This is a genomic window from Bacillus piscicola, from assembly GCF_022458745.1.
Taxonomy (GTDB): domain Bacteria; phylum Bacillota; class Bacilli; order Bacillales; family Marinococcaceae; genus Alteribacillus_A; species Alteribacillus_A piscicola.
This window is the reverse complement of sequence record NZ_JAJJJF010000001.1, coordinates 269571-293061: the sequence shown is the minus strand read 5'-3', so window position 1 is coordinate 293061 and position 23491 is coordinate 269571. Positions and strand designations below refer to the sequence as shown.

The 23491-nt window shown below is 44.0% G+C and carries 27 protein-coding genes; 6 read left to right on the top strand and 21 right to left on the bottom strand.

Translation table 11 applies throughout. The features are described 5' to 3' along the window. Positions 1-17 precede the first annotated feature (17 nt). The 10 genes from LOR49_RS01365 to LOR49_RS01320 all read right to left on the bottom strand — a co-directional run bounded on the left by LOR49_RS01365 (position 18) and on the right by LOR49_RS01320 (position 9021). Positions 18-1430: a hypothetical protein gene (locus LOR49_RS01365; protein WP_240374264.1), complete on the bottom strand. Its 1413-nt coding sequence runs from the start codon at positions 1428-1430 to the stop codon at positions 18-20. 354 nt (positions 1431-1784) lie between these two features. Beyond that, on the bottom strand, positions 1785-1997 hold the full coding sequence (locus tag LOR49_RS01360) for a hypothetical protein (protein WP_240374262.1): 213 nt from the start codon (positions 1995-1997) through the stop codon (positions 1785-1787). 78 nt (positions 1998-2075) lie between these two features. Next, the gene (locus LOR49_RS01355) at positions 2076-2321 is read right to left on the bottom strand and encodes a ferredoxin (protein WP_240374261.1); all 246 of its coding nucleotides are present in this window, start codon (positions 2319-2321) and stop codon (positions 2076-2078) included. A gap of 21 nt (positions 2322-2342) precedes the next feature. Beyond that, positions 2343-3335, bottom strand: coding sequence for an NAD(P)/FAD-dependent oxidoreductase (locus LOR49_RS01350; RefSeq protein ID WP_240374260.1), 993 nt, complete (start codon positions 3333-3335; stop codon positions 2343-2345). Between the two features lie 24 nt (positions 3336-3359). Next, on the bottom strand, positions 3360-3902 hold the full coding sequence (locus tag LOR49_RS01345; protein ID WP_240374953.1) for a chromate transporter: 543 nt from the start codon (positions 3900-3902) through the stop codon (positions 3360-3362). 2 nt (positions 3903-3904) lie between these two features. After that, complete coding sequence (locus LOR49_RS01340) at positions 3905-4498, bottom strand: chromate transporter (protein ID WP_240374258.1); 594 nt, start codon at positions 4496-4498, stop codon at positions 3905-3907. An 80-nt stretch (positions 4499-4578) separates the two neighbouring features. After that, entirely contained in the window at positions 4579-5058 is a 480-nt protein-coding gene (locus LOR49_RS01335; RefSeq protein WP_240374256.1) for a GlcG/HbpS family heme-binding protein, read from the bottom strand. A 23-nt stretch (positions 5059-5081) separates the two neighbouring features. Continuing rightward, the gene (locus LOR49_RS01330) at positions 5082-6548 is read right to left on the bottom strand and encodes an aldehyde dehydrogenase family protein (protein WP_240374254.1); all 1467 of its coding nucleotides are present in this window, start codon (positions 6546-6548) and stop codon (positions 5082-5084) included. A gap of 81 nt (positions 6549-6629) precedes the next feature. Next, positions 6630-7352 (bottom strand): iron-containing redox enzyme family protein, encoded by a 723-nt coding sequence (locus LOR49_RS01325; protein WP_240374250.1) that lies wholly within the window; start codon positions 7350-7352, stop codon positions 6630-6632. Positions 7353-7542: 190 nt separating this feature from the next. After that, entirely contained in the window at positions 7543-9021 is a 1479-nt protein-coding gene (locus LOR49_RS01320) for a transporter permease (RefSeq protein WP_240374249.1), read from the bottom strand. A gap of 281 nt (positions 9022-9302) precedes the next feature. On the opposite strand from LOR49_RS01320, the gene LOR49_RS01315 reads away from it, so the two are divergent. Continuing rightward, positions 9303-9617 (top strand): hypothetical protein, encoded by a 315-nt coding sequence (locus LOR49_RS01315; RefSeq protein ID WP_240374248.1) that lies wholly within the window; start codon positions 9303-9305, stop codon positions 9615-9617. Between the two features lie 123 nt (positions 9618-9740). Then, complete coding sequence (locus tag LOR49_RS01310) at positions 9741-10238, top strand: hypothetical protein (protein ID WP_240374246.1); 498 nt, start codon at positions 9741-9743, stop codon at positions 10236-10238. Here LOR49_RS01310 and LOR49_RS01305 read toward each other — a convergent pair whose 3' ends face one another. The 9 genes from LOR49_RS01305 to LOR49_RS01265 all read right to left on the bottom strand — a co-directional run bounded on the left by LOR49_RS01305 (position 10239) and on the right by LOR49_RS01265 (position 17431). Continuing rightward, a complete protein-coding gene (locus LOR49_RS01305; RefSeq protein ID WP_240374244.1) occupies positions 10239-11351 on the bottom strand; it encodes a hypothetical protein in 1113 nt (370 codons plus the stop codon). Positions 11352-11373: 22 nt separating this feature from the next. Beyond that, positions 11374-12396, bottom strand: coding sequence for a Nif3-like dinuclear metal center hexameric protein (locus LOR49_RS01300; RefSeq protein ID WP_240374242.1), 1023 nt, complete (start codon positions 12394-12396; stop codon positions 11374-11376). A 446-nt stretch (positions 12397-12842) separates the two neighbouring features. Next, positions 12843-14057 (bottom strand): NAD(P)-dependent malic enzyme, encoded by a 1215-nt coding sequence (locus tag LOR49_RS01295; RefSeq protein WP_240374241.1) that lies wholly within the window; start codon positions 14055-14057, stop codon positions 12843-12845. A 147-nt stretch (positions 14058-14204) separates the two neighbouring features. After that, on the bottom strand, positions 14205-14552 hold the full coding sequence (locus LOR49_RS01290) for a 2Fe-2S iron-sulfur cluster-binding protein (RefSeq protein ID WP_240374238.1): 348 nt from the start codon (positions 14550-14552) through the stop codon (positions 14205-14207). Between the two features lie 85 nt (positions 14553-14637). After that, positions 14638-15420: a creatininase family protein gene (locus LOR49_RS01285; protein ID WP_240374236.1), complete on the bottom strand. Its 783-nt coding sequence runs from the start codon at positions 15418-15420 to the stop codon at positions 14638-14640. Positions 15421-15479: 59 nt separating this feature from the next. Continuing rightward, entirely contained in the window at positions 15480-15812 is a 333-nt protein-coding gene (locus LOR49_RS01280) for a 2Fe-2S iron-sulfur cluster-binding protein (protein ID WP_240374235.1), read from the bottom strand. Between the two features lie 68 nt (positions 15813-15880). Beyond that, positions 15881-16342 carry a RidA family protein gene (locus tag LOR49_RS01275; protein ID WP_240374234.1) on the bottom strand — a complete coding sequence of 154 codons (462 nt, stop codon included), beginning with the start codon at positions 16340-16342 and terminating at the stop codon, positions 15881-15883. Between the two features lie 36 nt (positions 16343-16378). Beyond that, positions 16379-16573 (bottom strand): hypothetical protein, encoded by a 195-nt coding sequence (locus tag LOR49_RS01270; RefSeq protein ID WP_240374233.1) that lies wholly within the window; start codon positions 16571-16573, stop codon positions 16379-16381. Between the two features lie 168 nt (positions 16574-16741). Beyond that, positions 16742-17431 (bottom strand): GntR family transcriptional regulator, encoded by a 690-nt coding sequence (locus LOR49_RS01265; RefSeq protein ID WP_420830395.1) that lies wholly within the window; start codon positions 17429-17431, stop codon positions 16742-16744. 173 nt (positions 17432-17604) lie between these two features. Here LOR49_RS01265 and LOR49_RS01260 point away from each other — a divergent pair, with 173 nt between their 5' ends. Continuing rightward, on the top strand, positions 17605-18597 hold the full coding sequence (locus LOR49_RS01260; protein ID WP_240374230.1) for a zinc-binding dehydrogenase: 993 nt from the start codon (positions 17605-17607) through the stop codon (positions 18595-18597). A gap of 24 nt (positions 18598-18621) precedes the next feature. On the opposite strand, the gene LOR49_RS01255 is transcribed toward LOR49_RS01260, so the two are convergent. Both LOR49_RS01255 and LOR49_RS01250 read right to left on the bottom strand, forming a co-directional pair. After that, entirely contained in the window at positions 18622-19302 is a 681-nt protein-coding gene (locus LOR49_RS01255) for an adenine nucleotide alpha hydrolase family protein (protein WP_240374229.1), read from the bottom strand. 176 nt (positions 19303-19478) lie between these two features. After that, on the bottom strand, positions 19479-20144 hold the full coding sequence (locus tag LOR49_RS01250; protein WP_420830381.1) for a universal stress protein: 666 nt from the start codon (positions 20142-20144) through the stop codon (positions 19479-19481). Between the two features lie 730 nt (positions 20145-20874). Between LOR49_RS01250 and LOR49_RS01245 the strand changes: the two genes are divergently transcribed. From LOR49_RS01245 to LOR49_RS01235, 3 genes are all read left to right on the top strand, one after another. Then, the gene (locus tag LOR49_RS01245) at positions 20875-21123 is read left to right on the top strand and encodes a hypothetical protein (RefSeq protein ID WP_240374225.1); all 249 of its coding nucleotides are present in this window, start codon (positions 20875-20877) and stop codon (positions 21121-21123) included. Positions 21124-21237: 114 nt separating this feature from the next. Continuing rightward, entirely contained in the window at positions 21238-22032 is a 795-nt protein-coding gene (locus LOR49_RS01240; RefSeq protein ID WP_240374223.1) for a DeoR/GlpR family DNA-binding transcription regulator, read from the top strand. A 242-nt stretch (positions 22033-22274) separates the two neighbouring features. After that, positions 22275-23471 (top strand): saccharopine dehydrogenase family protein, encoded by a 1197-nt coding sequence (locus LOR49_RS01235; protein WP_240374221.1) that lies wholly within the window; start codon positions 22275-22277, stop codon positions 23469-23471. The last annotated feature ends 20 nt before the right edge of the window (positions 23472-23491 follow it).

The following is a 23491-nucleotide window of genomic DNA, read 5'->3' as shown; positions in this document are numbered from 1 at the left end:
CGTGCAGCCGGATGGTTTTAAAAAGTGAATTGAGCGGCTTGTAGAAAGAGGATGAGTAAGACCATGTACATGGAACAAAATGTAAAGTTCCAGTTGGATATTTTAAAAGGATTTTTGTCAATGATGTTCGACATTACTCCAATCGTTGCATTGTAAGGCCCCATTAAGAAGGAGGGTACAGCACTTCCGAGCATCGCGATCGTCATGACAAGCGGAGATATTCCCAGTACCTCCGGGTTCAGCGCTTCTACGATCAAAACGAAAGCGACGGCCGGATGAAGACCGATAAAAGCAAGTGCTACCGGGACCATTGGCAATATTACTAAAAATACCTGCACGCCTGTCACATCAATAAGTGCGCTGATCCAATGATTAATGGTTTGATCAGCTCCCGATACATTGATAGCTGAAATAAAGAATCCTGCCGACAAAAAGAGAAAAAACTGATCTTTCATTTTGAGGACATGTGTTTGAAAGTGATTTTTCAAACCTGAAACATAGTCGACCCCTTTTCCCAACAACAACGTCCATGTGAAAGAAAAAGGGATAACTAACAGACTAATTAAAAAGATAAAACTAAGATCAAAAAACTGTTCAATGATCAGAATGACAATATTCAGAATAATAATAGCCGCTAATATATGGAATAGCCGTCTGAAAGGCGATCGTTCCGGTTGTTCCTCGGCAGCAGAGATTTCCTCTGCTGTCTTCTTTTTCATTCCTGTTTCTTGTTGTTTCTTCTTTCCTTTAGGCATTTGTTCAGAGCGACGAGAGACAAGATGTGCCATGGACCAGTCAAGCAGCAGCCCTAAAATACTAAACGGCACTAAAATCGGCAGCATACTGCTGTAATTCACACCGGTCATTTCGATCACGACGCCCACGATCGGAGTAACGGGCGTCCATAATGTCGGCATCGCAAAGCCGTGGGTAATAGACCGAGACATAAAGCGCTCTTTATTCTTAATCTCAAAGCTGTCGGCCGAGGGACGAATCGAATAATACGTCATCGGGAGAGCTGCCAGATTCATAAATGAGCTAAGAAAGTAAGAAATACCCGAGGAGACCATATATAGCTGGCCGGAGTTATGGATTTTTTTATGAATAACCGCTGTGACGTCTTTCGCGTAGTTTCCAAGTTTAATAGGAAGCGATAAAATCGGGATTAATGCAAATAGAGTGAGCAAGTTCAACATCGGACCAAATGAATAGAGAAAATCAGCAGCCCCCGCCCCGCTCCCGATTAACATCACACTGCCAATACCTAGGAATACAACCCCGAACGCTAAAACAATTCGCTTCACAAATACAATGCTTGAAACAACAGCTAATAAGGAAGCGATTGATAATAAAGTACCTATAAACGGGGATGACACGAAATTGGACAAAATGTATAAAAAAATAGCCGATAAAAATAGATACCTTATCATAATACCGCTCCCTTACCTTTATCTTTTATGTAGATTCATTAGCATTGATTTCCACTGCAGGCGGACGCTTTCCGCGGGCAACGCTTCAGCTTCCTCGTGAGCAAAGAACGCTCACTGCGGGATCTTCAGCTGTTGCTTTTCCCGCTGGAGTCGCCGCCTTCCGTTACAATCAATAGGTATTCACACTCAATTCGAATGACACTACAGAAGTGTATATTAGCGAAGTCTTGAAATGAAGTGTACGTCAACTGCGTTGTAACTAGTGAAGGTAAAAAAAGAAGAGCACCGTGCTTGGTTGCTGCATCCTTCTATGGTTATGAAAAGATGATTTGCACGGTGCTCTTTTGGTTGGGTTTAGTTTGTTTCTTCCCAAATAACTGGTGGCCGGCAGGTTACTTTGGTGTGGCCGTTTTCTTCGGTAACCGCATGCAGCCATACGCAGTTTTGACAATCTTCCATGCAGACAGATTTATAAAGTGGGCAGTGGACATTGTTCTCCGTTGTCACGTATTCTTCTCTCAGCTTAAACATATGGTTGTTCCAATTTAATTGTTTTGGTATCAACATCTTTCTCTCCACCCTTTATATCTTTGTATTGTATATTGTATACCAAAATAACTTAAAAGAAAAGGCCTAATTTTTTTCCTATTCAACACTCACCTTGTTCTTAAAAGGAACGTCTTGCACTTTAATCGATTCAGATGGGCAGCATTCTTCTGCCTCGATGAGATCCTCAACGAATGTTTCTGGAACTTCTTTCGTTCCTGTATTGTCGTCTAATGTTACTTGGGAAAGTCCCTCGTCGTCGTACTCAAAAATATCAGGTGCGATTTCCTCACAAGAACCGCATGATATACATGTTTCTTTATCAACCCATGTGAATTTTGCCAAATCAAACCCGCCTTTCTTGTATTAAGCCATTACTGATGTACTATGAAGGGGCTGCACTTTTGCAGTCGGATCCATATATGCCTTCGCATTATTGACAGCCGTAGGAGCTTCTCCAAAGCCTGTCGCAATTAATTTTACTTTTCCATCGAAAGTGGTGACATCACCTGCTGCATAAACGCCTGGGATATTCGTTTCCATTTTTGAATTCACTACAATGGAGTTCTTTTCAATTTCAAGGCCGATATCTTTGAGTGGACCGAGTGATGAAATAAAACCGTAGTTTACCACGACATCGTCTACCTCAATGCACTCATTTTCTTCGCTTTTTCCCTTTTCGATAACAACCGAAGCAATTCTCTCTTCCTCGTCGATAAATTGGACTGGCTGGTACGGTGTTTTCACGGCGACAGATGAAGAAAGCAGTTGCTCTACACTAGATTCATGAGCTCGGAATTTATCGCGCCGATGTACAATGGTTACTGCACTTGCAACATCTTCTAACATTAGGGCCCAGTCTACAGCAGAATCGCCACCGCCACATACCATCACACGCTTGTCACGAAACTGTTCCATATCATCAATGAAATAATGGAGATTTTTCCTTTCATAGCGTTCCGTGTCTTCGAGCGACAGCTTGCGCGGCTGAAAAGCTCCCACACCGGCTGTAATGATAACAGTCCTTGAACGGTGGATTTCGTTGTCGGTTGTCAGTTCGATAAGACCATCCGACAACACTTCCAGCCCTTTCACTGATTGGCCCGTGCAGATCGTCGGGTCGAACTGTCTCATTTGTTCTTCCAGAGAAGCAATTAAATCTTTCGCTCGAACTTTTGGAAATCCAGCAACGTCGTAAATATATTTTTCTGGATAAAGCGCTGCCAGCTGGCCCCCGAGTTGCGGCAGGCTCTCAATGATTTTTACAGAAGCCTGGCGCATTCCCGCATAAAATGCAGCGAAGAGACCGGCTGGACCGCCGCCAATAATCGTAATATCATACACCTTGTTCTCCTCCATCTCGTGATGTCACCTCCGTTTAGATTAAATGATCAAGCCAGATAAGAAAACACTCCCGTAACATAACGCCCCTAAAATCACGAGAGCCGGGTGTACTTTAAACCTCTCTAAACAAAGAAAACTAAGAACGGCCAAAACGATTACATGTAACAGTCCGCTGTCGGCAAAAGAAGTATAAAAAAACTGGATAGCCAACACGCCTAGAAGAATCGCGATGACAGGCTGAACAGATCGGGTCATAAACTTAATTTGCAAAGAGCCTTTAAACATGGAGGCGAACTTTAAGAGAATAATAACAGCTATCGCGGAAGGTGCTATGGTTGCGACAAGGGCTACAACAACTCCAAGCACACCACCGACTTCATACCCGATAAAACCACCCAGCTTCGTAGCAATCGGACCTGGAAGCGCGTTTGCAATGGCGAGTAGTTCGCTGAATTCATTTAAATTCATCCACCCGTACTGATCAACCACTTCATTTTGGATCAGCGGAATCGTTGCAGGCCCGCCTCCATACCCGAGTAAATTTGCAATAAAAAACGCCCAAAAAAGCTCTACATATTCCATCATTATTTAACTTCCTTTATTTGTTCTGTGTCTGTTTTGTTTTCATTTAACTTCCTTATTTTATAAGTAGCAAAAATAAAAGCGGTGATTAAAAAGACAGCTATGACGATGCCTGGGTGAATCGAAACGAGTTCGATCAACAAATAACAAAATGCTGCTATGATTATCGCCCATTTGTATCCTAGTCCTTTGGAGGCTTTTTTCAGAAAATCATAAGCCATTACCGCGAGCATCACTGCAATAACGGGGGTTACTCCTTGTACCATACCGCTGATAATTGGTGACGAGCGAAACGAGTACAAGAAACTTAATAACCCGATCAGGGCAAGCAGGGACGGTAAAATGTGGGCTAAAATAGCAAGAAAGGCACCGACTGCCCCTTTTACACTGTAACCAACGTAAGCGGCCATTTTTGTGGCGATCGGGCCGGGGAGTGTGTTGGCAAGTGCAAAGATTTCACCGAATTCCTCACTTGTCATCCAGTTATAGTTTTTTACTGCTTCATATTCGATAAGGGGGATAACAGACGGGCCGCCGCCATAACCCAGCACCCCCGACCTCGCAAATCCAAGTGTAATCTGCCAATACGTATTCACGGTTTGCCTCACCTCTCGTTGTCTACCAATCAGCAGAGGACGACCAACAAATGGCCTGCCTCTGCTCGCATTTTTATTTTTTATAATTTTATGTCTGCTTGGGTCATTACTTCATGGTTGTCGTCTTTTAGGTGTTCGGCAAGTGCTTCTAGTGCTGCGGTTCCGACTGCTGTGTCTTGTTCGCCGTTGCCGCCGCTGACGCCGACTCCTCCAATTACTTCGCCGTCTACTACTACAGGAAAGCCGCCTACGAATGTTGCGAATTTACCTGGGAACATCAGCTGAATTCCGTATGCTTCGTTACCTGGCAGTACCGGTCCGTTTGGTTCTTTGTTAAAGAGATGAGTCGAGCGTTTATGCCCGGCAGCGGTGAACGCTTTCCCCATCGCAATCTCCGGCCCGGTTACACGGGATTTGTTCATCCGCTCCATCGCAATAACATAGCCGCCGCTGTCTACTATTGCAATTGTCTCTAGTACATTAATCTCGTCTGCTTTCTTTATAGCTGCGTCAATCATTAATCGTGCTTCTTCTAGTGATAGTTCCAATACTTGTCTCATTCGGCAAAATGCCCTCCTTTTAATTATGAATGACCGATGTAGACGGTTTTGATTTGGGTGAAGAATTCCATGCCGACTCTTCCTGATTCACGGAAGGTGGAGGTGCTTGATTTTTTCAGGCCTCCGAATGGTGCGTTGATGAGATTCCCTGTTGTTGTCCGGTTTACCTTCACGGTGCCGGCTTCGATGTCTTTCGTGAAACGCTTCGCTTGTTTGATGTCATTTGTCACAATGGAAGCGGCCAGACCGTATTCAACGTCGTTTGCAATTTGAATGGCTTCCTCGTAATCTTCCGCGGCTATGATTGCGATGACGGGGCCGAATATTTCTTCCTGGGCGATTCTCATGTTTGGGGTGACATTCGTGAAAATAGCCGGCTCTACGAAATAGCCGTTGTCATAGTCAGCTCCCGCGAGGCGCTCCCCTCCGTAAACGAGTTCGGCTCCTTCTTCTTTTCCGATGTTAATATAGTTCAAGACATTGTCTAATTGTTTTTGGTTCGCAAGCGGCCCAATCTTCGTGCCTTCCTTTAAGCCATTTGCAATGGTAAGGGCCTCTGTTTTTTCAATCAGTTTCTCTTGGAAAGCCTCCACCATGGACTTCATCACGATCACCCGGCTCGTTCCTGTACACGCCTGACCGGTTAAGGAAAAGCCACCGTTTACCGCAAGCTGGGCAGCATGGTCAAGGTCAGCGTCATCCATGACAATGAGCGGATTCTTGCCGCCAAGTTCCATTTGCGTTCTAGTCGTCAATGATGCTTTTCGGTGGATATCTTCACCGGCACCTGTTGACCCTGTAAACGTTACCGCTCGAATCGCCGGATGGGTAACTAAAGAATCTCCAACTTGCGATGATTTTCCGGTTACAAAATTGATAACTCCTTTTGGTATGCCCGCTTCATCCAAAGCTTCTACGAACCGATACGCAGTAAGCGGCGTATCCGAAGACGGCTTAAATACAACCGTGTTTCCTGTCATTAAAGCTGGTGCAATCTTTCGTGCTGGAATCGAGATCGGGAAGTTCCATGGTGTAATAACCGAGACCACGCCAAGCGGTTCTCTTTCCGTATAGACGTCCATGTTCGGGTCATCATTCGGGAACGTTTCCCCTGTGAAACTCAACCCTTCCACTGCATAATAACGAAGCGTTTGCGCGGAGCGTTTCACTTCACCTTTAGCAGCCGTAATGATTTTCCCTTCTTCTCTCGTTAATTCTTCACCGATTTCATCCGCTCTCTCTTCAAGCAAGTCAGCTGCTTTGTTTAAAATAGCAGCCCGTTTACTCGGAGAAGTCGCTGCCCATTCCTTAAACGCCGCTTGCGCTGAAGAAATTGCCTGTTCTATTTCGACAGCAGTCGATGCTGGAAATTTTCCTAAGATATCTGTCGTGTCCGCTGGATTAATACTTTCAAAGGTTTCACTGTTTGCGCCGGCTGTCCATTCACTATTAATATAATTGCGATATTCTTTTACGTTTGTTTGCAGCAAGGTGCCACCTCTTCCTCACATTTTTAGTAATGATGAGGCAGCTTCCTAAAAGGAAACTGCCGATTTTGTCTATACCTTCCATTAAACGCTTGCTTTTTCTTCTAAATCTTCTTGCAAATAAGCTTTGTAAAGTCCGTCCATGTACATCCGGCGCATATCTGCTCCTGTCCGAACGATCTCTAAGCAACGCTGCTGTAACTCAGGAGTGTCCGCATATTTAAGAACAATAGAGTAACCGCGTTCGCCGTGAATTTCATCTGATACGATGTGAAGGTCGAAAAACTCAATCTCTTCATCATTAAATCCATATTTTTCACGAAGGATCGGTGTTTGTTTACGGTAAATAGCAGGTACTTGCGACTCGAGGCCAACTACTAAAGCGGCAGTTGCTACGACAAAGTTTTCTCTCATCGCAACGGAATAACACCAGCTTTGCAATCCTAACGTTGTTGGAACCATATTTTTCGGATCTTCTACTCTTTCACGAGTTGTACCGCAAGTCTCTGCAAAACGGATAAGTAAGTCAGTGTGACGATCTGCTGCAACTTCCTCTTCATACATGTTCTGCAAAATAAAGTCTTTCGCATCTGTATACTGCTCTGGAGTATTTGCATACATGCTTGCTAAGTAATCAGCAAACGGGCCCACATAATGATAGTGATTCTCTGCCCATCTAGCAAAATGCTTTCTTTCGAGCTTTCCTTCTGCCCATGCTACTGTAAATGGTGCTGCTTCACTGTGGTTACCTTTAATTGCTTCCTCTAATTGCTTTCTGAATTCTTCCCGATTTAATAGTTCTGCCATTTCTAATTCCTCCTCAATAGTAATTAAATGTAATAGTCAACTCTTTGATATTTGATATACTGTATTTGGTATACCAAAGATGTTTAAATTCATTATAGGCTTGATTATTCAAAGAGTCAACCCTTTTATTAGAAAATTTTAATTTGTTTTATTTATTTGTATAAAAAGAGCGGTAAACAGGCGGAACCGCTTACATAATAATGATTGCTATACACATAGCTACAAACAATCCCGCCATAACTGGTATGAAGTTTCGCCGGACAAGATCGATCGGGTTCACCCCAGCAATACCTGCATCCGCAGCAACCCCGAATGCCCATGCCGCGAGTGTACCGCCTCCGGCAAAGATCGTAGCAACTTGTCCCAGCGAAGCTAAGACTGCCACATCGAGTCCTGCATTGCCTCCTAAGGAAGCAGCTAAAGATCCTACTAACGGAAGACCAGAAAAACCAGATCCATCCATTCCTGCAAGCAAAGCCACTAACACAATTCCCACTGTTAAGAAAATTTTATTCCCTTCAAAATACGGCGCCGCTGCCGCTCCGAGATCAAACAGAAAGCCAGGTGCTCCCTCTCCGAATACAATTTCAGAATGCTCAGGGTTACCTAAGAAGAAAAAGGCAGCAATCGGAATAACCGGAGCAAAAATCTTAATAGCAAAGAAGAAACCTTCCCGAATGTGACTGACAATTTCTTCAATTGACTTTGAACCTTTATCCATCACCGTAGCGATAAGAAGTAAGGCAACGGCACTTCCTCCTAAAAGAGCTGTCGCGTCTCCGCCTTGAATCGGCTCAAGAGAAGGTGACATCGAGCGGTATATCATCGTTACAACGATCGTTACCAATGTCGCCGGTACTAAAATGGCTAAAAATATTGCTTTAAACGGTGGTTTTGCTTCTACGGTGGCAGCTATTTCATCCTTTGTGTTCGAATCATCATTTTTTTCTTTCTCTGCCTGTGGATTGTCTACAGGGTCGTTCGGTTCAGAGGTAAGGACACCTTTTTTCATGTCTCTCTTGATAGTATATAAAGCAATCGTCACGGCTACCGCACCCACTGTTACGGAAAATAAACCGGTGAATGGCAGTAACGCAACCGTGCTGATCCCAGAAGCAGACGACGTTAGCTGTGTCGCTCCCTGGATGACCAAGTCTCCGGACAAAGCCATCCCGTGGCCCATTAAGTTAACAGCCACTGCCGCTCCCATCGCCGGAAGACCGACCCGCATCGCGATTGGAATAAGTACTGTCCCTACAAGCGCCACCGATGGTGTTGGCCAGAAAAACGTAGCCGCTACATACATCGTAATACCAAGAAACAGGAACGCCATCGTCGGGTTTCTCATCAGTTTTTTCACGGGCTGAATCATCAGAACGTCCGCTCCCATGCTCTGCAGCGACTTTAGCATTGCCACCATTAACGCGATGACAAGCATAATGTCAAACAGTTCTGTACCCGAATTCAAAAGCGCTCCGAATACGACCTGGGTGCCACCAATAACAGTATCAACCACTCCATCTCCAGACCGGTATACCATACCGATGACAAAAATCCCTAGAATGGAAGGCATGACGACATCTCTTCGAAAGATCATAAATGCGATGATCAACAGGATAACTACTAGGAAGATCCAATGTGAAGCTGTTAATATCACTTCCTCTTCCATATTCTTTTCCCTCCCTTTATGGATTTGTAACAGAGTGAAGATTGTCATTTACTTTTCTTATACGATTCTTAAATAAGGATCACCACCTTAAATTAGTATTTTGTATACTAAATTATTTTTTAGTATAAATAAGATCCCTTGTAATTGCAATAACAATTTATAATTTTCTGATTTGAACTAATAATAAATAATTACCTATTGATTTACGTATCTTGTCGGTGTATAATTTGGTATACAATATACAATAAATTTCATTATATTCTTAAAGGAGCGTGTTTGACGTGGGTAAGTACATTATTTTAACGAACAAGGATGACTATCAAACAGAACTGGACAACGACGGCTTGGAGATTATCGAAACATACGATTATTTTTTCTTCGATCAGTTGAAAGCACAATACACCATTGCAGCGGTCAAGGAAAACGATATGAAGATCACCCTTAAGGAAGAGAAAAATGATAAAACATACATTAACCGTATCCCTATCAAGTTTTTTGAAGCATTTGAAACAGTAGAAGCGGCGAAAGAAGAACTCGGCGAACTATCCGGACCCGATTCCGATTTCTCCCAACTAAAACTAGCAACTTCAAAATAAAAGAAAAAACGGAGACTGAAACCCTTTTTCAGCGATTGAAAGTTCTGTTAAAGCCCCCTCTTTGAATATTTTCAGCGATTCCTTCATAATTATAAGGAGTAACATCTTGAGGGGGCTCACATCATGACAAAAATAGGTTTTGAGCTGGTTGCTGACAGGTCGCTGCCTGTTCAGGCCGGCAGCACGTTCTCTCTGTCTGTTTTCTGGAACATGGAAAAGGTATATTCCACCGTTGGAAAAGACAACTATCACCGATCCGGCCTTATTTTACCTGGTAAGCGGATTACGGCTACGGGAAGAATTCATCATATCTCCGAATCTACGAAAAGCATGCTGGCATCCTTACAAGCAGCTGCCTGTCATCCAGTACAGTGCCCAAGCGCACCTCTTGAAGATTTGCGGATTGAGCTGATCCAGCCAGCGGGTGAATTGCTAGAACCGCTCTATAGGGCTGTCCGCATTCATCTTTGCAAAAAAAAGGAGACCTGCGATAAGCAGATCCCGCTGTATCTCGATCCTCGTTCGATTGAGGAAACTGAACCAAATGTATATCTTATTGATTTATCCCATTTTATTCCAAAACATTTAGCTGAGATGACTCATCGACAGACATCCCTTTAATTACCCGACCAATATTGGTGTTAGGAAATATACAACTAAGAAAGCTGTGACAATGCGCATAGTAAGGCCTAAAACTGCCGCACTCATCGCTTCTTTCTCCGTAAGATCTGAATTATCCCCCCAAATGACCGGAATTTGACCGAAAATAGAGGACAGCGGAAGTCCAGAAGAAGCTAAAACGAATGATCCGATGACTAAACGAGGGTCCATATTAGCGGCAACTTCCGCCAACTGTGCCATCCCAAGGGTTGGGCTCGCCAAAATTGACAGCACCCCAGTTTCTGGATCAATGCTCAGTGCTAACAACCCGGCCGAGAGACCTGTCTCTATCGATGTCCACACTCCCAAATAATCTAGTACCCCAATACAAGCAAAAACGACAGCAACTGCAGGGATAATGAGTAAAAATACGAGTTCTGCTCCTTCACGAGCAGCATTAAAGATGGTCGGCAAAAAACCTGTTTTCGGAGTAAATGTCGGAAGCTCGCTTAATTCAACTGACTTCGTATCTCGAAAAATGGTTTTCGACAGGAGAAAGGGCACGATCACGACCGGAATAAATACAGCGAGTACGACGACGAGAAAGGCATTCACTCCAACTGCTGTTAACGCCACCATACCGAGCATGAACGTGGCAAATGATTGCTGGGACTGAACCATTGTCGCAACGGCAATTTTCTGTTCATCTTTCGTTGCCCCTGACCGCACGAGGATAGGCCCGGCAATTTTACCTGCTGCATTAATGTCACCGAGAATATTATAAATACTCGGAATAATGACGGCGGAATTAATCTTATACAGATTGGTAATCGGGATAAAAATCCGGCTTAGCGCATCCGTGAACCCGAGCCTCTCCAGCGACCTCCCGATAATCACACTGACAATAATCGAGACACCGACCGTCCCCGTTAAGAACGTGTCTACGACAACGGGGTATACTTGATCGACAACGGAACTGAATAAGCCCGCTAACGTTTCTGGAGAAAACAGCATAGTGATGAGGGAGGCAATTACTAGTAATAGACCGACGACCTCAATTTTTGTCCATTTCCTCTTCTGTTTGGGCGGTTGCGGGACAACAACTTCCTCGACAACTTCTTTTGCTTCGCTCATTCTTTCCTCTCCTTTTTACCTATTAGGATGATTCCATTGCTTTTTTATTGACAAGATACGTATTCGACATCTCCTCGGCATACTCTTGTAAGGCAGCATCCCCCACTTCTCTCAACGCTGTACTCGTTATTTTTTCCCGGAAGATGACTACTTCCACTTCTGGCAGTAAAGTGTCTAACGCATGGGCTAAAGGCAGTCCATTTTCTAGAATTTCCAGCACATGACAGTTACCGACAATAAAATTCAGACCTAGCTCCTTGGCAGTTTCCACGAGGGCATGTCCCTCCGAAACGCGGCTGATCGAGGCGAGCACTGTGTCTGCTTCTGGATGTTCTTCGTAGGCCTTGCGCAGATGTTCAGCCGTAAATCCAGTATGCGGAAAAATGTGCAGGATGTTGTGAACCGGGCTTGTCACATCACCGTGAAGGATATGGCCTCTCGTTACAACACTAGTCTCTGTCAAAGAGGAGGCTTTACGTGTGTCCTTCTCCAGCATAAGAAGTTCCTCTTCCTGGCCGAGCCCCATCAGTTTATCGAGCCGTGTCAAAATATCACCTAATACATTCACCTCCTCAAAGGTTTCTCCGACAAATAAAATATTGCCGTGAAGTCCGCCGTAGGAAATTTCTTTTCGATACGGCTTATGGCCATGTAGATAAGAAATACCAGAGTGCAGGCCATGGAACGCTTCATGCAATTCAAAGGCAGCGATATGGTACAAGTCTAAGTAGTTCTTTAACGTAACTCCACCGGAATTGGCTCCTTCTGCGATGGGGTGATGGGCGACGATAGCATCTACACCGGTAGCACCGGCAAGCTCAATGGAACCTTCTGTCATCGTCATTGTAACGGCTATTTTTTTCACCGGGTCTTTTAAAGAACCATACACAAGGCCTGGTATTTCCATAATTTCTTTTCCTGGAATATCGGACGACTTCGTTAACACGAAAGGATGCTCACCCTTCGTGATATCGTCCCATGATTTCACAACCCTCCCTCCCGTTAATTCATCTAGTGCGTGTAAAACGTCTTCCATCGTATTCATACATGCGCCTCCTCTTTTTTATTAGACAGTTAAATCAATTTCATACTTAGAATCTAGTTACTAAAACCCGAACAATATAGATATAGCATATACAGGTTGATTTCCACTGCAGGCGGACGCTTTCACCTACAGGCACAAGCGCGACATCAGTTCGAGACTGTGCTTACGCTTGCTCTCACTGTGTCTTCTTAGTCGCGGGCATGGCTTGAGCCTCGGGCCTACAGGATGTAGGTCATGCAACCGTTGCGACAGGACGTCGCGAACTTAGGTTGTTTCCTTACCATCCGCTCATTGCGTGGTCTCAAGACTCATGCTATTCCCGCTGGAGTCGCCGCCTTCCGTTACAATCAACAGGTAGTATACGCAATTTTAGACGAATGTCTAAATAGAAATGCTTATATGGTTTTTCGTCTTTTTTAGTTAACTAACTAAGAGAAATAGTTCCATTAACGTTCTGTTGTTGCGGCGATTTGTTGATGGGCTTTTGGGTTTGCTGCTCCGCTTTCCAGGGCTGCTCGTGCTACTGCTTCGGCTACTTCTTTTACGACGTTTTCATTAAACGGAGATGGGATGACATAATCCTCATGAAGCTTGTCTTCTGTAATAATGTTCGCGATCGCGTAGACGGCGGCAATTTTCATCTCTTCGTTAATCATGGAGGCACGTACGTCCAGTGCTCCGCGGAAAATTCCCGGGAAAGCGAGGACATTGTTGATTTGATTGGCAAAATCAGAACGCCCCGTACCAATTATTTTCGCACCGGCAGCCTTCGCTGTTTCCGGCAGTATCTCTGGATCGGGGTTCGCCATTGCGAAAATAATAGGATCTTGATTCATCGTCTGAACCATCTCTCTTGTCAGTGCACCCGCAATCGACAGGCCGATAAAGACGTCTGCTCCTTGTATGACATCTTCCAGCACCCCTTCTTGTTTTTCTACGTTTGTTTGGCCGGCCAACTCCGTTTTGACAGAATTCATTCCAATCGAACGGCCTTCATAAATCGCTCCTTTCGAATCACAGAGAATGACATCGCCAACGTCCATCACCAGCAGCAACTTCACAACCGCCACCCCGGCAGCGCCAGCTCCGTTTACGACCACTTTAAGGGTGTCGAGTTTCTTCCCTGTTAGCTTTAAAGAGTTTATGAGTCCTGCCGCTGTCACAATTGCCGTCCCGTGTTGATCATCATGGAACACCGGGATATTCAATTCCTTTTTCAATCGTTCTTCAATAGCAAAGCAATTCGGCGCTTTGATGTCTTCCAGATTCACGCCGCCAAAGGTGGGTTCCAGCGTCTTTACCGTTTCTACGATTTGATCGATATCATTCGTGTTTAAACAGAGCGGCACCGCATCGATTCCGCTAAAAAGTTTAAAAAGTGCGCTTTTCCCTTCCATTACAAGCATCGCTGCACCGGCTCCGATATCCCCTAAACCGAGAACCGCTGATCCATCGGTCACAACCGCGACATTGTTCCCTTTGATGGTATAGTCATAGATTTTCTCCGGATCCTTATGAATCGCTTTACACGGTTCCGCTACACCGGGAGAATAAATTAACGTAAGATCTTCCTCTCCTTGGACGGGTGTTTTTACCTCAACCGCGAGTTTCCCTTTGTATTGTTCATGGATCGCTAATGCTTTTTGCTGTAAATTATCCAAAAACACGTTCCTCCCTTATTGTTTTTTGATTGTTCTGACATATGATATCAATAAAAAAACCGAGTGAATGTTTGTCAACGCTTACAATTTGGAGCGAAGTTGTAAAAAGGAGAGAGCGTCTCTTCCTCTTTACAACAGCTCGTGAGGCTAACGTGCTGTTACCTCTCTTTTTATTTTATCTGGTTTTCTGCGTTTTACTTGCTTCGTGACTTCGTCGTCCCACGAAATAGCAACGTCCCCTTCGTTAACGAACGTTTGGCAGCCCAGTCGATACCCTTTCTCGAGCCATTCTTCGCCTAGCTTTCTTTTTTCTTGTACTTTTACCTTATCAAGATTCTCTACTCCTGACTCTGGCTTACACACGCACGTTCCGCATATCCCACCTCCACATCGGTTTGGTAGTCCGCCTTCGTGGCGTAGTGACATTCGTAAGATATTGGATTCCTCTGGCACTTCGACCGTTTTATCTGTATTTATAAAATGAATGCTAGGCATATTTCATCCTCCTCTTTGTTGTTAGTATACAATATACCACTTAATAAATGAAGAAACAATATGAATTAATAGAAAATTTTATTTTTTATCCTGGAGATGCTTCAGAAGCCGGAACGTTTATTTTCAGGAGTGTTGATAGTTCTGCAGTCAGTTGATGCAGAGCTTCTTCTACTATCTCCTCTCCAATGGGCAAGCTGGCATTTCTAGCGTCGCCGATACATCCATTACTCGTCATTTCTTCATAGTGATAAAACCCTTGGAGTGGCTTACCGGGACGAAGCTGCTCCCAGCGGCCGCCTGTTTGTAATTCTCCTTTGGTGATTTTTTCCTTTCTAACCAGTTCTGGTGCCAAGTAAAGCGCCTCTGACACTTCACGCTCACAGCTATGACCGTATAAATTAGATACGATGGTACGATTCATGACTTCCTTAGCAGAAGCAGTCGTTTTGGCATAGTAGACTTCTACTTCTAACTCTTGCGAGAGAGTAGTTGATGCGACATGTAACGTAGACTGATTGCCCCCGTGGGCATTAAGCAGCAGAAATTTCTCAATACCATGCCGCTTTAGAGACGTAACGATATCGGTAATGACCGCTATCAACGTCGCTGGCTTCAGAGAAATTGTCCCCGGAAAATTCAAATGATGTGGGGAAACGCCCATATTCACAGTCGGTGTAACCATCGTATAAGGGTGAAGCCTGGCGCTTAATTGTTCCGCCATTCGCTCAGCAAGAACAGCATCGCAACTCTCTGTCATATGTGGTCCGTGTTGTTCATGCGCACCTACGGGGATGATCGCCATTTCTACTGTCTTTAACGCTTCTTCCACTTCCATCCATGTCATCCGTGTTAGCGGGTAACCTTCCACGCGTTCATCCACCTCCTATTTTTAGTATTTTGTATACAAATAATAAGAAAAAAGAGTTCCTATTTCGTAAGTGATGCTGATTTTCGTCGAGGCGGACGAATTTTTATATTGTCCTGGGTTATTTCAATGTCTTCTTGAATGGATAATTGACAGGTCAGGCGGTAACCCTCTTCCAGTTTGTCACCGAGCATTTTTTCTTCCTTCCAATTCGGTGCTTGTAAGTTCTCGGCACCGCCCAGAACGCGGCACGTACATTTTGTACAACGACCCATTCCGCAGCCGTACTTTATTTCCGGAAATTTATTAATGCCCGCCATAACGACTAAATTAGCATTCTTATCTACTTCTTTCTCAATGACCTCTCCATCTTTATGCAACTTTACTTTTGGCATCGTCATTCTCCTTTGTTGGCATATTTTTCTCCCGTTGACCCTAAGCGGTGGTGATTTCTCGCAACATGCTAACGATCCGCCAGTTCTACAATGACGTCGGCTTCGACACTGGCATTACCAGGCAAGGAGGAAACTCCCACCGCGCAACGGACGTGTTCACCGCTGTCGCCGTATACGTGAGTTAACAAATCAGAAACGCCGTTTATCACGTGCGGAATCTCCGCAAAGCCAGGACTACAGCTAACATACCCAGTGACCTTGACGACTTGTTTAATGTTATGAATGTCTCCTATCTCCGCCTTGATCACTGCGAGAAGATTTAAAGCACAGATCCTGGCAGCTTCATAACCGTCGTCTGTTGTTATTTCTTCGCCAACTCGCCCTTTGTAACGCACTTCCCCTTCCCACTTACAAGTGATGCCGCTTACATAAAGCAAATTGCCTACTTGTTTTGCTGAAAGGTAGCGGCCCGACTGCTTAGGTAAAGATGGCAAAACGAGTTCCTTCTTGTCTGTCTCCGTTCTTGTCATCGCGATCCCCCCTCCCCATATTTCCAGCGTTTATTTCTATGCATTGGCTGCCAAACGTTTTCTTGCCTGTTTCCATGGTTGCATGGAATGACTTAAATCGAAATAATAGATTTCAATGGTTGCCTTCTGTTGGCAAAACAAGCATTTCGTTCCGCCGTCAGCCTTTTTCACATGGGGAATATTAAACATTTTGACACCATCGCTTACGTGATTATCGCAAACTACTATCAACGGCACCCTCTCCTCTATCCGTGACTTGTGATGATGTTGTTGTCCATGTTTTGAATTGTTGTTTTATTTTGTATACAATATACCATGATAGTTTGCGTTTTACAACTGATTTTTAAAATTTATCGGATAATTTAAAATGTTTTTTGCAAAAAAATAAAAAAGGTGCTGTTATGCCTCACCTTTTTTATTGCTTTTAATGGAATCGATCGAATCCAAATATGCTTTTTTGGAATGTTCAATGTGGATTTTCGTTAAATACTCCGCCATTTCACTTTCTTGATCGCTAACCGCCTTCAACACCGCTAAATGTTCTCTCATCGCTTCGTCCATCCGCCCAGCTACTTTGTGTCCGATGTCCGCGAATGCGCGAATATAGTCCATTAAATCGACGAGCATCTCATACAATTTCGGACTCTTCGCTGCCCGGTACAGGATATGACTGACCTCGATGTGCAGATGGGAGATGTGTTCTTCGTCGTTTTCCTCTAAAGCTGTCTCTATTTTATCAATCCACAGATCCAGCTCTTTTTTCGTACGGTCATCTAACTTCTGTGCGGCTAACTTTACAGCTAGCACTTCTAACGAAGAAAGTATCGTAAAAACTTCTACTACATCTTCCGTCGATATTTCCGCGACCACTACTCCTTTGCGTGGTACCGTCTTTACAAAACCTTGTGACTCCAGGCGAAATAATGCTTCACGTATCGGCGTCCGGCTGATATTCAAACGTTCCGCCAATTCTCTCTCCACTAGACGATCCCCTGTTTTATACTCTCCTTCTAGAATGAGATTTTTTAAATAGAAATATGCCCGCTCCCGGATGGATAATAAATCCTCCGCTGCCCATTGTTTCATAATCATACCCCCTGTATGTTGTATACCATATTAATATTATACACTATTATAAAAAATCAACCAAATAATAAATGATTCAATTTTAGGATCCTCTCTATAGAGGCTGAACACAGGAAACGTAAATAAGCTTTATGATATGATGGCAGTAGATTTTCTAAAGGAGTGACTTTGTAGAGATGAGAGCAATCATTCATGAAGGTTTTGCTGGTTTTGATGGGCTTTCGTACCGTAACATTGAAGCGCCCCATCCAAAAGCCGGCGAAGTGAGAATCCGCTTAAAAACTGCCGGGCTCAATCACCGTGACCTGTTTGTCCTAAACCGGCATCAGCCATCGGATCCGCCTGTTATTCTTGGTTCAGACGGCGCGGGGGTTATCGATGAAATCGGTGAAGGAGTCCATGAAGTTAACAAAGGCGAGGAAGTTATCATTAATCCAGGGATCGGCTGGCAGGAAAACAGTGATGCGCCGCCAGAAGGATTTGGTATTGTTGGCTTTCCGGGTGACGGAACGTTCGCTGAGTACATCGTCCTCCCTGTTGAAAACGTGCATCCGAAGCCGGCTTACTTAACATGGGAAGAAGCAGGAGTGTTCTCCCTGGCAGCGCTTACGGCTTACCGTGCGTTATTTACAAGAGGCAAGGTTCAAAAAGGGATGAAAGTGTTGATTCCTGGAATTGGAAGTGGCGTCGCAACCTTTTTATTACAGTTTGCTAAAGCGGCTGGAGCGGTCGTCTATGTGACCTCTCGTTCCGACGCAAAACGGCAGGCCGCTCTGGAATTAGGTGCCGACAGAGCGATAGACAGCAGCCAGGATTGGGCGGAGGCGCTTGACGGGGAAAAAGTTGATACCGTGATTGAGTCGGTCGGAGCCGCCACCTTTGACAAATCCCTTTCCCAATTGCGCAAAGGAGGAACGCTCGTCACTTTCGGCGCATCAGCCGGTGACAGTGTGGAACTAGATCTTCGCTCCTTCTTCTACGGCCAATACAATATGCTTGGATCAACAATGGGAAGTGCCGAGGAGTATAAGGACATGATTGGCTTTATGGAGAAGCATGAGATTAAGCCTGTTCTAGATAAGTCCTACTCGCTGGAGCAATTTGCGGAAGGTTTTAAACGGCTGGAAGGCGCCGAGCAATTTGGCAAGATAAGTTTTCATATCGAATAAAGCCCGGCGGCAGACTTCCATTGATTAATGCGGTTCCCCGTCGTGTTCCGGGTTCACCTGATCTTCGAGCGAGTTTACTTTGTTTTCTTTTACGCGCACTTCAATAACTTCATCGTCATCGGTCCGAAACGCAAAAATGCCATTATTAAAATCAGTGTGCAGGGACTTGAAAAAGATACCTGCGCACGCTGCCCGATGTCGGGGATCGATGAATGTCATTTCGTACGAGCCGTCTTTTTGTTCCAGTAAATACGCGCGGGTACCGAGATCATAGTCAAATTCTTGACCAAAGGAGCGTTCAATCGGCACGACATGCAGATCGGCATTGGGCAGCTTTTTTAAAATGGCATCTACAATCGATCGACCTAACAACGTTGTTAAGACACTTTCCACAACCTGCCCGATAACAATCTGGGTGGCTTCCATCTTTTCTGCTGTTTCAGTAATGACTTTCGTAATTTCAAAGGACTTTGCTTTTTTAATGATTACTTTGGCCCCGTATTCTTCCGCAAGCTGCTTAAACATAGGGATATCTATTTCCTTATGATAGGCATACTCATCATCAGGCATGGAATCAAAAATAAGAATGGTCAGCTCTGCGCCAAGCTTCTTCGCTAAGTGACCGCCGCGGCGTATCAACTTTCTTCCTGTGTACCCATACCTTACACAGACAAGCATCCGCTCTTCTCTCGGGTTCGTCAGCATAAGTCTCCCTCCATTTCTTAGAACACCATCATTTCTCTTTATCATACACAGCACAGCCAAAAGTCTCAATACAACTCTGACACAAAAATAATAAATGGATTACGATGGCTTTCGAAAGACGTAAAAAAACTGCGAAGAAAAAGTTTCTTCCAGTTTTTACGTTCGTTTTCTCCTGCTTAGTAATCGTCTATATCGATGAGGGAGGAAACGATATTTTCTTTTACCGCGACTTCCATGATTTTATCGTCTTCATTCCGAAACGCAAAAATACCGTTATCAAAGTCAGTGTACAGTGATTTAAAGAAAATCCCCTCATACACCGCCCGTTGATTCGGGTCATAAAAAGTCATTTCGTACGTGCCATCGCTTTGTTTTATCAGGTATGCCCGGTTCCCTGCATCATAATCAAAGTCTTCCTCTTCCGAAGCACGTTCTACCGGAACTACATGCAAGTCAGCGTTCGGCAGTTGTTTCAACAGAACATCGACAATAGAACGCCCTAAAAGGGTGGTCCACACACTTTCTACTACTTGCCCGATGATTACTTGCGAGATGTTTTCTTTTTCTGCCGTTTTCACAATCTTCTCGGTAATGTCAATGGCCCTGGCTTTCTTCACGATCACTTTTGCATCATACTCTGCTGCCAGCTGCTTAAACAAAGGGATATCCACTTCTTTATGGTATGCAAATTCTTCGTCAGGAAGTGAATCGAAGACAAGAATAATTAATTCCGCACCAAAAAGACGCGCCAAGTGGCCGCCGCGCTGAATTAGTTTCCTCCCTGTGCTGCCGTAATCCACACAAACGAGAAGACGTTCTTCATGAGGGTTTGCCAACAACATCAACCTCCGTACTCAGTTATCCTCTATCCTCTTCATCATACTTTGCTTCTATGAAAGTTACAATGAAAACGCTCTGTACAGGGGTTCCGAAGAGATGCCTCCACTAAGATAGCAAACGCGAATGAGAAGGAAGCGGCGTTTGACGGACAATTTCGGACTCTCCATGACGTTGTTATTTCGCAGCCGGTGCTCTTTGATGGTGCCATCCCCTTCCTATGACGTTGTTATTTTGGTGTCGTGGCTTTTTCATGACTTCATCCAGACTCAATGGCGTCATTATTTTGCTGTCAACACTTTTTTACGGCTTCATTGATGTGCTATGACGTTGTTATTTGGTTGCCGTGGCTTTTTCATGACTTCATCCAGACTCAATGACGTTGCTATTTTGCTGTCAACACTTTTTCACGACTTCATTGACGTGCTATGACGTTGTTATTTTGGTGTCGTGGCTTTTTCATGACTTCATACAGTGCCTATGACGTCGTTATTTTGCTGTCAACACTTTTTCACGGCTTCATAGTAAGCTTTTGACGCTGTTATTTTTCTGCCTCCGATTTTTCACGGACTCATTGACGTGCTATGACATTGTTATCTTGCTCGCGTGGTATTTTCGAGGTTCCATACGTGTCCTTGGTCGCCAAGATGAGCCATCTCCTTGGTTTACTATAGGTGTTTTCTGTCCAAACTAGGAATAGTTTCATAGCGGACAAGAAAGGTGGATAATAATAAAATGAAAACACTTACTATTATTCCGAAAGAGCATGTGTTATTCGAGGAAAAATGGGCGGCGTACCAAGAGTCACAGCAACTTCTTGCCGCCAAGCTAGAAGACTATGGGATTGATCAACGTCTTTTAGATGAAGTCGTAGAATCTGCCTTTGCTATCGGGGAACTACAGGCCGATCATGCTTTCGTGAGCGGCTATGAAAAGGCCAAACAACAAGAAACTTGTAAACAATCTGCTCTATCGTATCAGTGATAAACAGTTGCCTATCTTCCCTCGCTTTCGCTATTATATAAGCAGCCAACAAAACCTTTTTCCATGGCACTGAAGAAAAACAGAGCCTGATAGAAAGAAGACAAGGAGGTTCTTATGTCTCTGTTAAGCGAGGAGCGTAAGCAATATATTTTACGAATGATCAATGAACATGGCCAAGTACGAGCGAATGAACTGGCTCAGGAACTAGGTGTCTCGACGGAAACGATTAGACGAGACTTAGACCAATTAGATAATGAAAATAAATTAAAAAAAGTACACGGTGGTGCGGTTAAATCTGACAACGATCTTATCGAGCCTTCGCATTACATGCGTGAGCATATTTATATTGAAGAAAAAAGAATGATCGGAATAACGGCCGCCTCACTTGTCCATGACAACGAGATCATTATCATTGATGAAGGCAGTACTACTTTGCAAATGATCCCATACTTGCTCGACAAAAAAAATATCACTCTCATTACTAATTCCCTCCCTGCCCTGACCCTCCTTGTGGACTATAAGACAAAAGGATTGTTTAACGGCGAATTTATTTTTATTGGTGGACATGTAGACGCTGACCACCTAAGAGTGTCTGGAATGATTGCCGAACAATTCATGCATAACTTCCATGCAGACAAAGCATTTATATCTCTTCACGGAGTGACCAAAGATCATGGGGCATCAAGCTATAATGCCGATGAAGCCATCCTTTCCAAAACATTCATGGACTGCGCGGAAGAAAAAATTGTCTTATTCGATCACTCTAAAATAAACAAAAAAAAATTTTATCGCATTGCCTCACTGGCTGAATATGATACGGTCATTTCCGATGCCCTGCCACCTTCAGACTGGGAGGATCATTTAGAAAGCAATCATATCAAATGGATGACTGTGGATGTTAGCAGCTGATACCTGTAAGTTCAGCTGTTTTTTTATTATCCCAAAAAATAACAACACTTCACCTGGAAAATAACCACAAAAAATCATATTTAATGTGTTGATTTTTTTGGTTATTTTGTTTATACTATTTTTAGATTCAAAATATTTAAAAAAGGAGGTGCCTCTTTAACAGCCAGCCGGAACAAGTTTTCATTTATCAATAGGTGAAAGTGTATAAAAATAAAGGTATATAAAAGGAGGAGCATAATTACATGAAGGTATTTTGCTTGGGGGGCGCAGGAAGAATTGCACGTGAGGCCATTCTGGATTTAGTACAGTTTTCGGACTTTGAAACGATTACCGTGGCTGACGTTAATGAAGAACAAGGGCAAGCCGTTGTAAACTGGCTGGATGATCCAAGAGTGAATTTTGTCAAGGTGAATGTCAACGATCGTGAAGATACTATCGCTAAAATGCGCGGCTATGATATTGTTTTGGACGGCACCACTATTGCCCTTAATGGCTTAACCGCTTCTTTAATCGCCGAAGCAGGCTGCCACGGTTTGAATCTAAACGGATTCGGGGACGAAGATCCATATCACGATGTCTTTGTACAAAACAATAAAACGTTTATCGCCGGGTTCGGTGCAGGACCAGGTGTTACTCAGATGATGGCTATGCATGCTGCTAATAAGCTGGATAAAGTTGACACCGTCCGGGTTAGTCATGGTGCCTATCGTCCTTTTGCCTTTTCAAAAGCAATTACAGAAACAACATGCTATGAATATATACCAGAATTACCAACCAGGGTCGTCTTTGAAAATGGCGAATACCTACAGGTTCCTCCTTTTTCACGCCCAAGAGAGATTGAATTACCTGCTCCTTATGGCAAAAATACCCAGTACATTATCCCTCATGGTGAAACAAAAACACTTTCGAAAGCGCTCGTAGACAAAGGAATTCAATTAGTAGAGTGCCGCGGCACATGGCCGCAGCCAAATATGCGATTGTTGAAAGCTCTTTATGAGTATGGCTTTGTTCGCAATGACGAAATTGAATGGAATGGGACGAAATTCGGAATTATGGATGCGATCGGAGAATACCTCTCTCAATCGGAAGAGGGGCAGAACACAGAATTATACGGCTACGCCCTGCATGTAGAAGTAATTGGCTGGAAAGATGGCACTCAATATCAATATATTATGACGCATACCCACCCTGCTTCAGACGGCTCGGTCGAGGGCTGGGAAGGTTTACGAGCTTACACTCGCAATGTGGCCATACCAGCTGCAATTGCAACCGACCTAATAGCAAAAGGGCACGTAGGGAAACCAGGCATTCTGCTTCCTGAGTACGCTTTTGACCCGCAAACAATATTTGAAGAATTGAAAAAGCGCGACCTGTACATTCATGAATCTGTCTCTGTTCTAAGTGAGGAAAAAGCAGGGGCATCGGTCTCTACCTTATAATCCACTGCATATACAAATCA

Bases quoted from the DNA above. Each gene is read 5' to 3' on its own strand.
- LOR49_RS01300 (WP_240374242.1), bottom strand. From the start codon at position 12,396: ATGAATACGATGGAAGACGTTTTACACGCACTAGATGAATTAACGGGA.
- LOR49_RS01290 (WP_240374238.1), bottom strand. From the start codon at position 14,552: ATGCCTAGCATTCATTTTATAAATACAGATAAAACGGTCGAAGTGCCA.
- LOR49_RS01255 (WP_240374229.1), bottom strand. From the start codon at position 19,302: ATGCTGACGAACCCGAGAGAAGAGCGGATGCTTGTCTGTGTAAGGTAT.
- LOR49_RS01365 (WP_240374264.1), bottom strand. From the start codon at position 1,430: ATGATAAGGTATCTATTTTTATCGGCTATTTTTTTATACATTTTGTCC.
- LOR49_RS01360 (WP_240374262.1), bottom strand. From the start codon at position 1,997: ATGTTGATACCAAAACAATTAAATTGGAACAACCATATGTTTAAGCTG.
- LOR49_RS01325 (WP_240374250.1), bottom strand. From the start codon at position 7,352: ATGGCAGAACTATTAAATCGGGAAGAATTCAGAAAGCAATTAGAGGAA.
- LOR49_RS01320 (WP_240374249.1), bottom strand. From the start codon at position 9,021: ATGGAAGAGGAAGTGATATTAACAGCTTCACATTGGATCTTCCTAGTA.
- LOR49_RS01245 (WP_240374225.1), top strand. From the start codon at position 20,875: ATGAAAACACTTACTATTATTCCGAAAGAGCATGTGTTATTCGAGGAA.
- LOR49_RS01335 (WP_240374256.1), bottom strand. From the start codon at position 5,058: ATGAGACAAGTATTGGAACTATCACTAGAAGAAGCACGATTAATGATT.
- LOR49_RS01250 (WP_420830381.1), bottom strand. From the start codon at position 20,144: ATGTTGTTGGCAAACCCTCATGAAGAACGTCTTCTCGTTTGTGTGGAT.
- LOR49_RS01275 (WP_240374234.1), bottom strand. From the start codon at position 16,342: ATGACAAGAACGGAGACAGACAAGAAGGAACTCGTTTTGCCATCTTTA.
- LOR49_RS01260 (WP_240374230.1), top strand. From the start codon at position 17,605: ATGAGAGCAATCATTCATGAAGGTTTTGCTGGTTTTGATGGGCTTTCG.
- LOR49_RS01280 (WP_240374235.1), bottom strand. From the start codon at position 15,812: ATGCCAAAAGTAAAGTTGCATAAAGATGGAGAGGTCATTGAGAAAGAA.
- LOR49_RS01305 (WP_240374244.1), bottom strand. From the start codon at position 11,351: ATGAGCGAAGCAAAAGAAGTTGTCGAGGAAGTTGTTGTCCCGCAACCG.
- LOR49_RS01235 (WP_240374221.1), top strand. From the start codon at position 22,275: ATGAAGGTATTTTGCTTGGGGGGCGCAGGAAGAATTGCACGTGAGGCC.
- LOR49_RS01240 (WP_240374223.1), top strand. From the start codon at position 21,238: ATGTCTCTGTTAAGCGAGGAGCGTAAGCAATATATTTTACGAATGATC.
- LOR49_RS01350 (WP_240374260.1), bottom strand. From the start codon at position 3,335: ATGGAGGAGAACAAGGTGTATGATATTACGATTATTGGCGGCGGTCCA.
- LOR49_RS01345 (WP_240374953.1), bottom strand. From the start codon at position 3,902: ATGGAATATGTAGAGCTTTTTTGGGCGTTTTTTATTGCAAATTTACTC.
- LOR49_RS01310 (WP_240374246.1), top strand. From the start codon at position 9,741: ATGACAAAAATAGGTTTTGAGCTGGTTGCTGACAGGTCGCTGCCTGTT.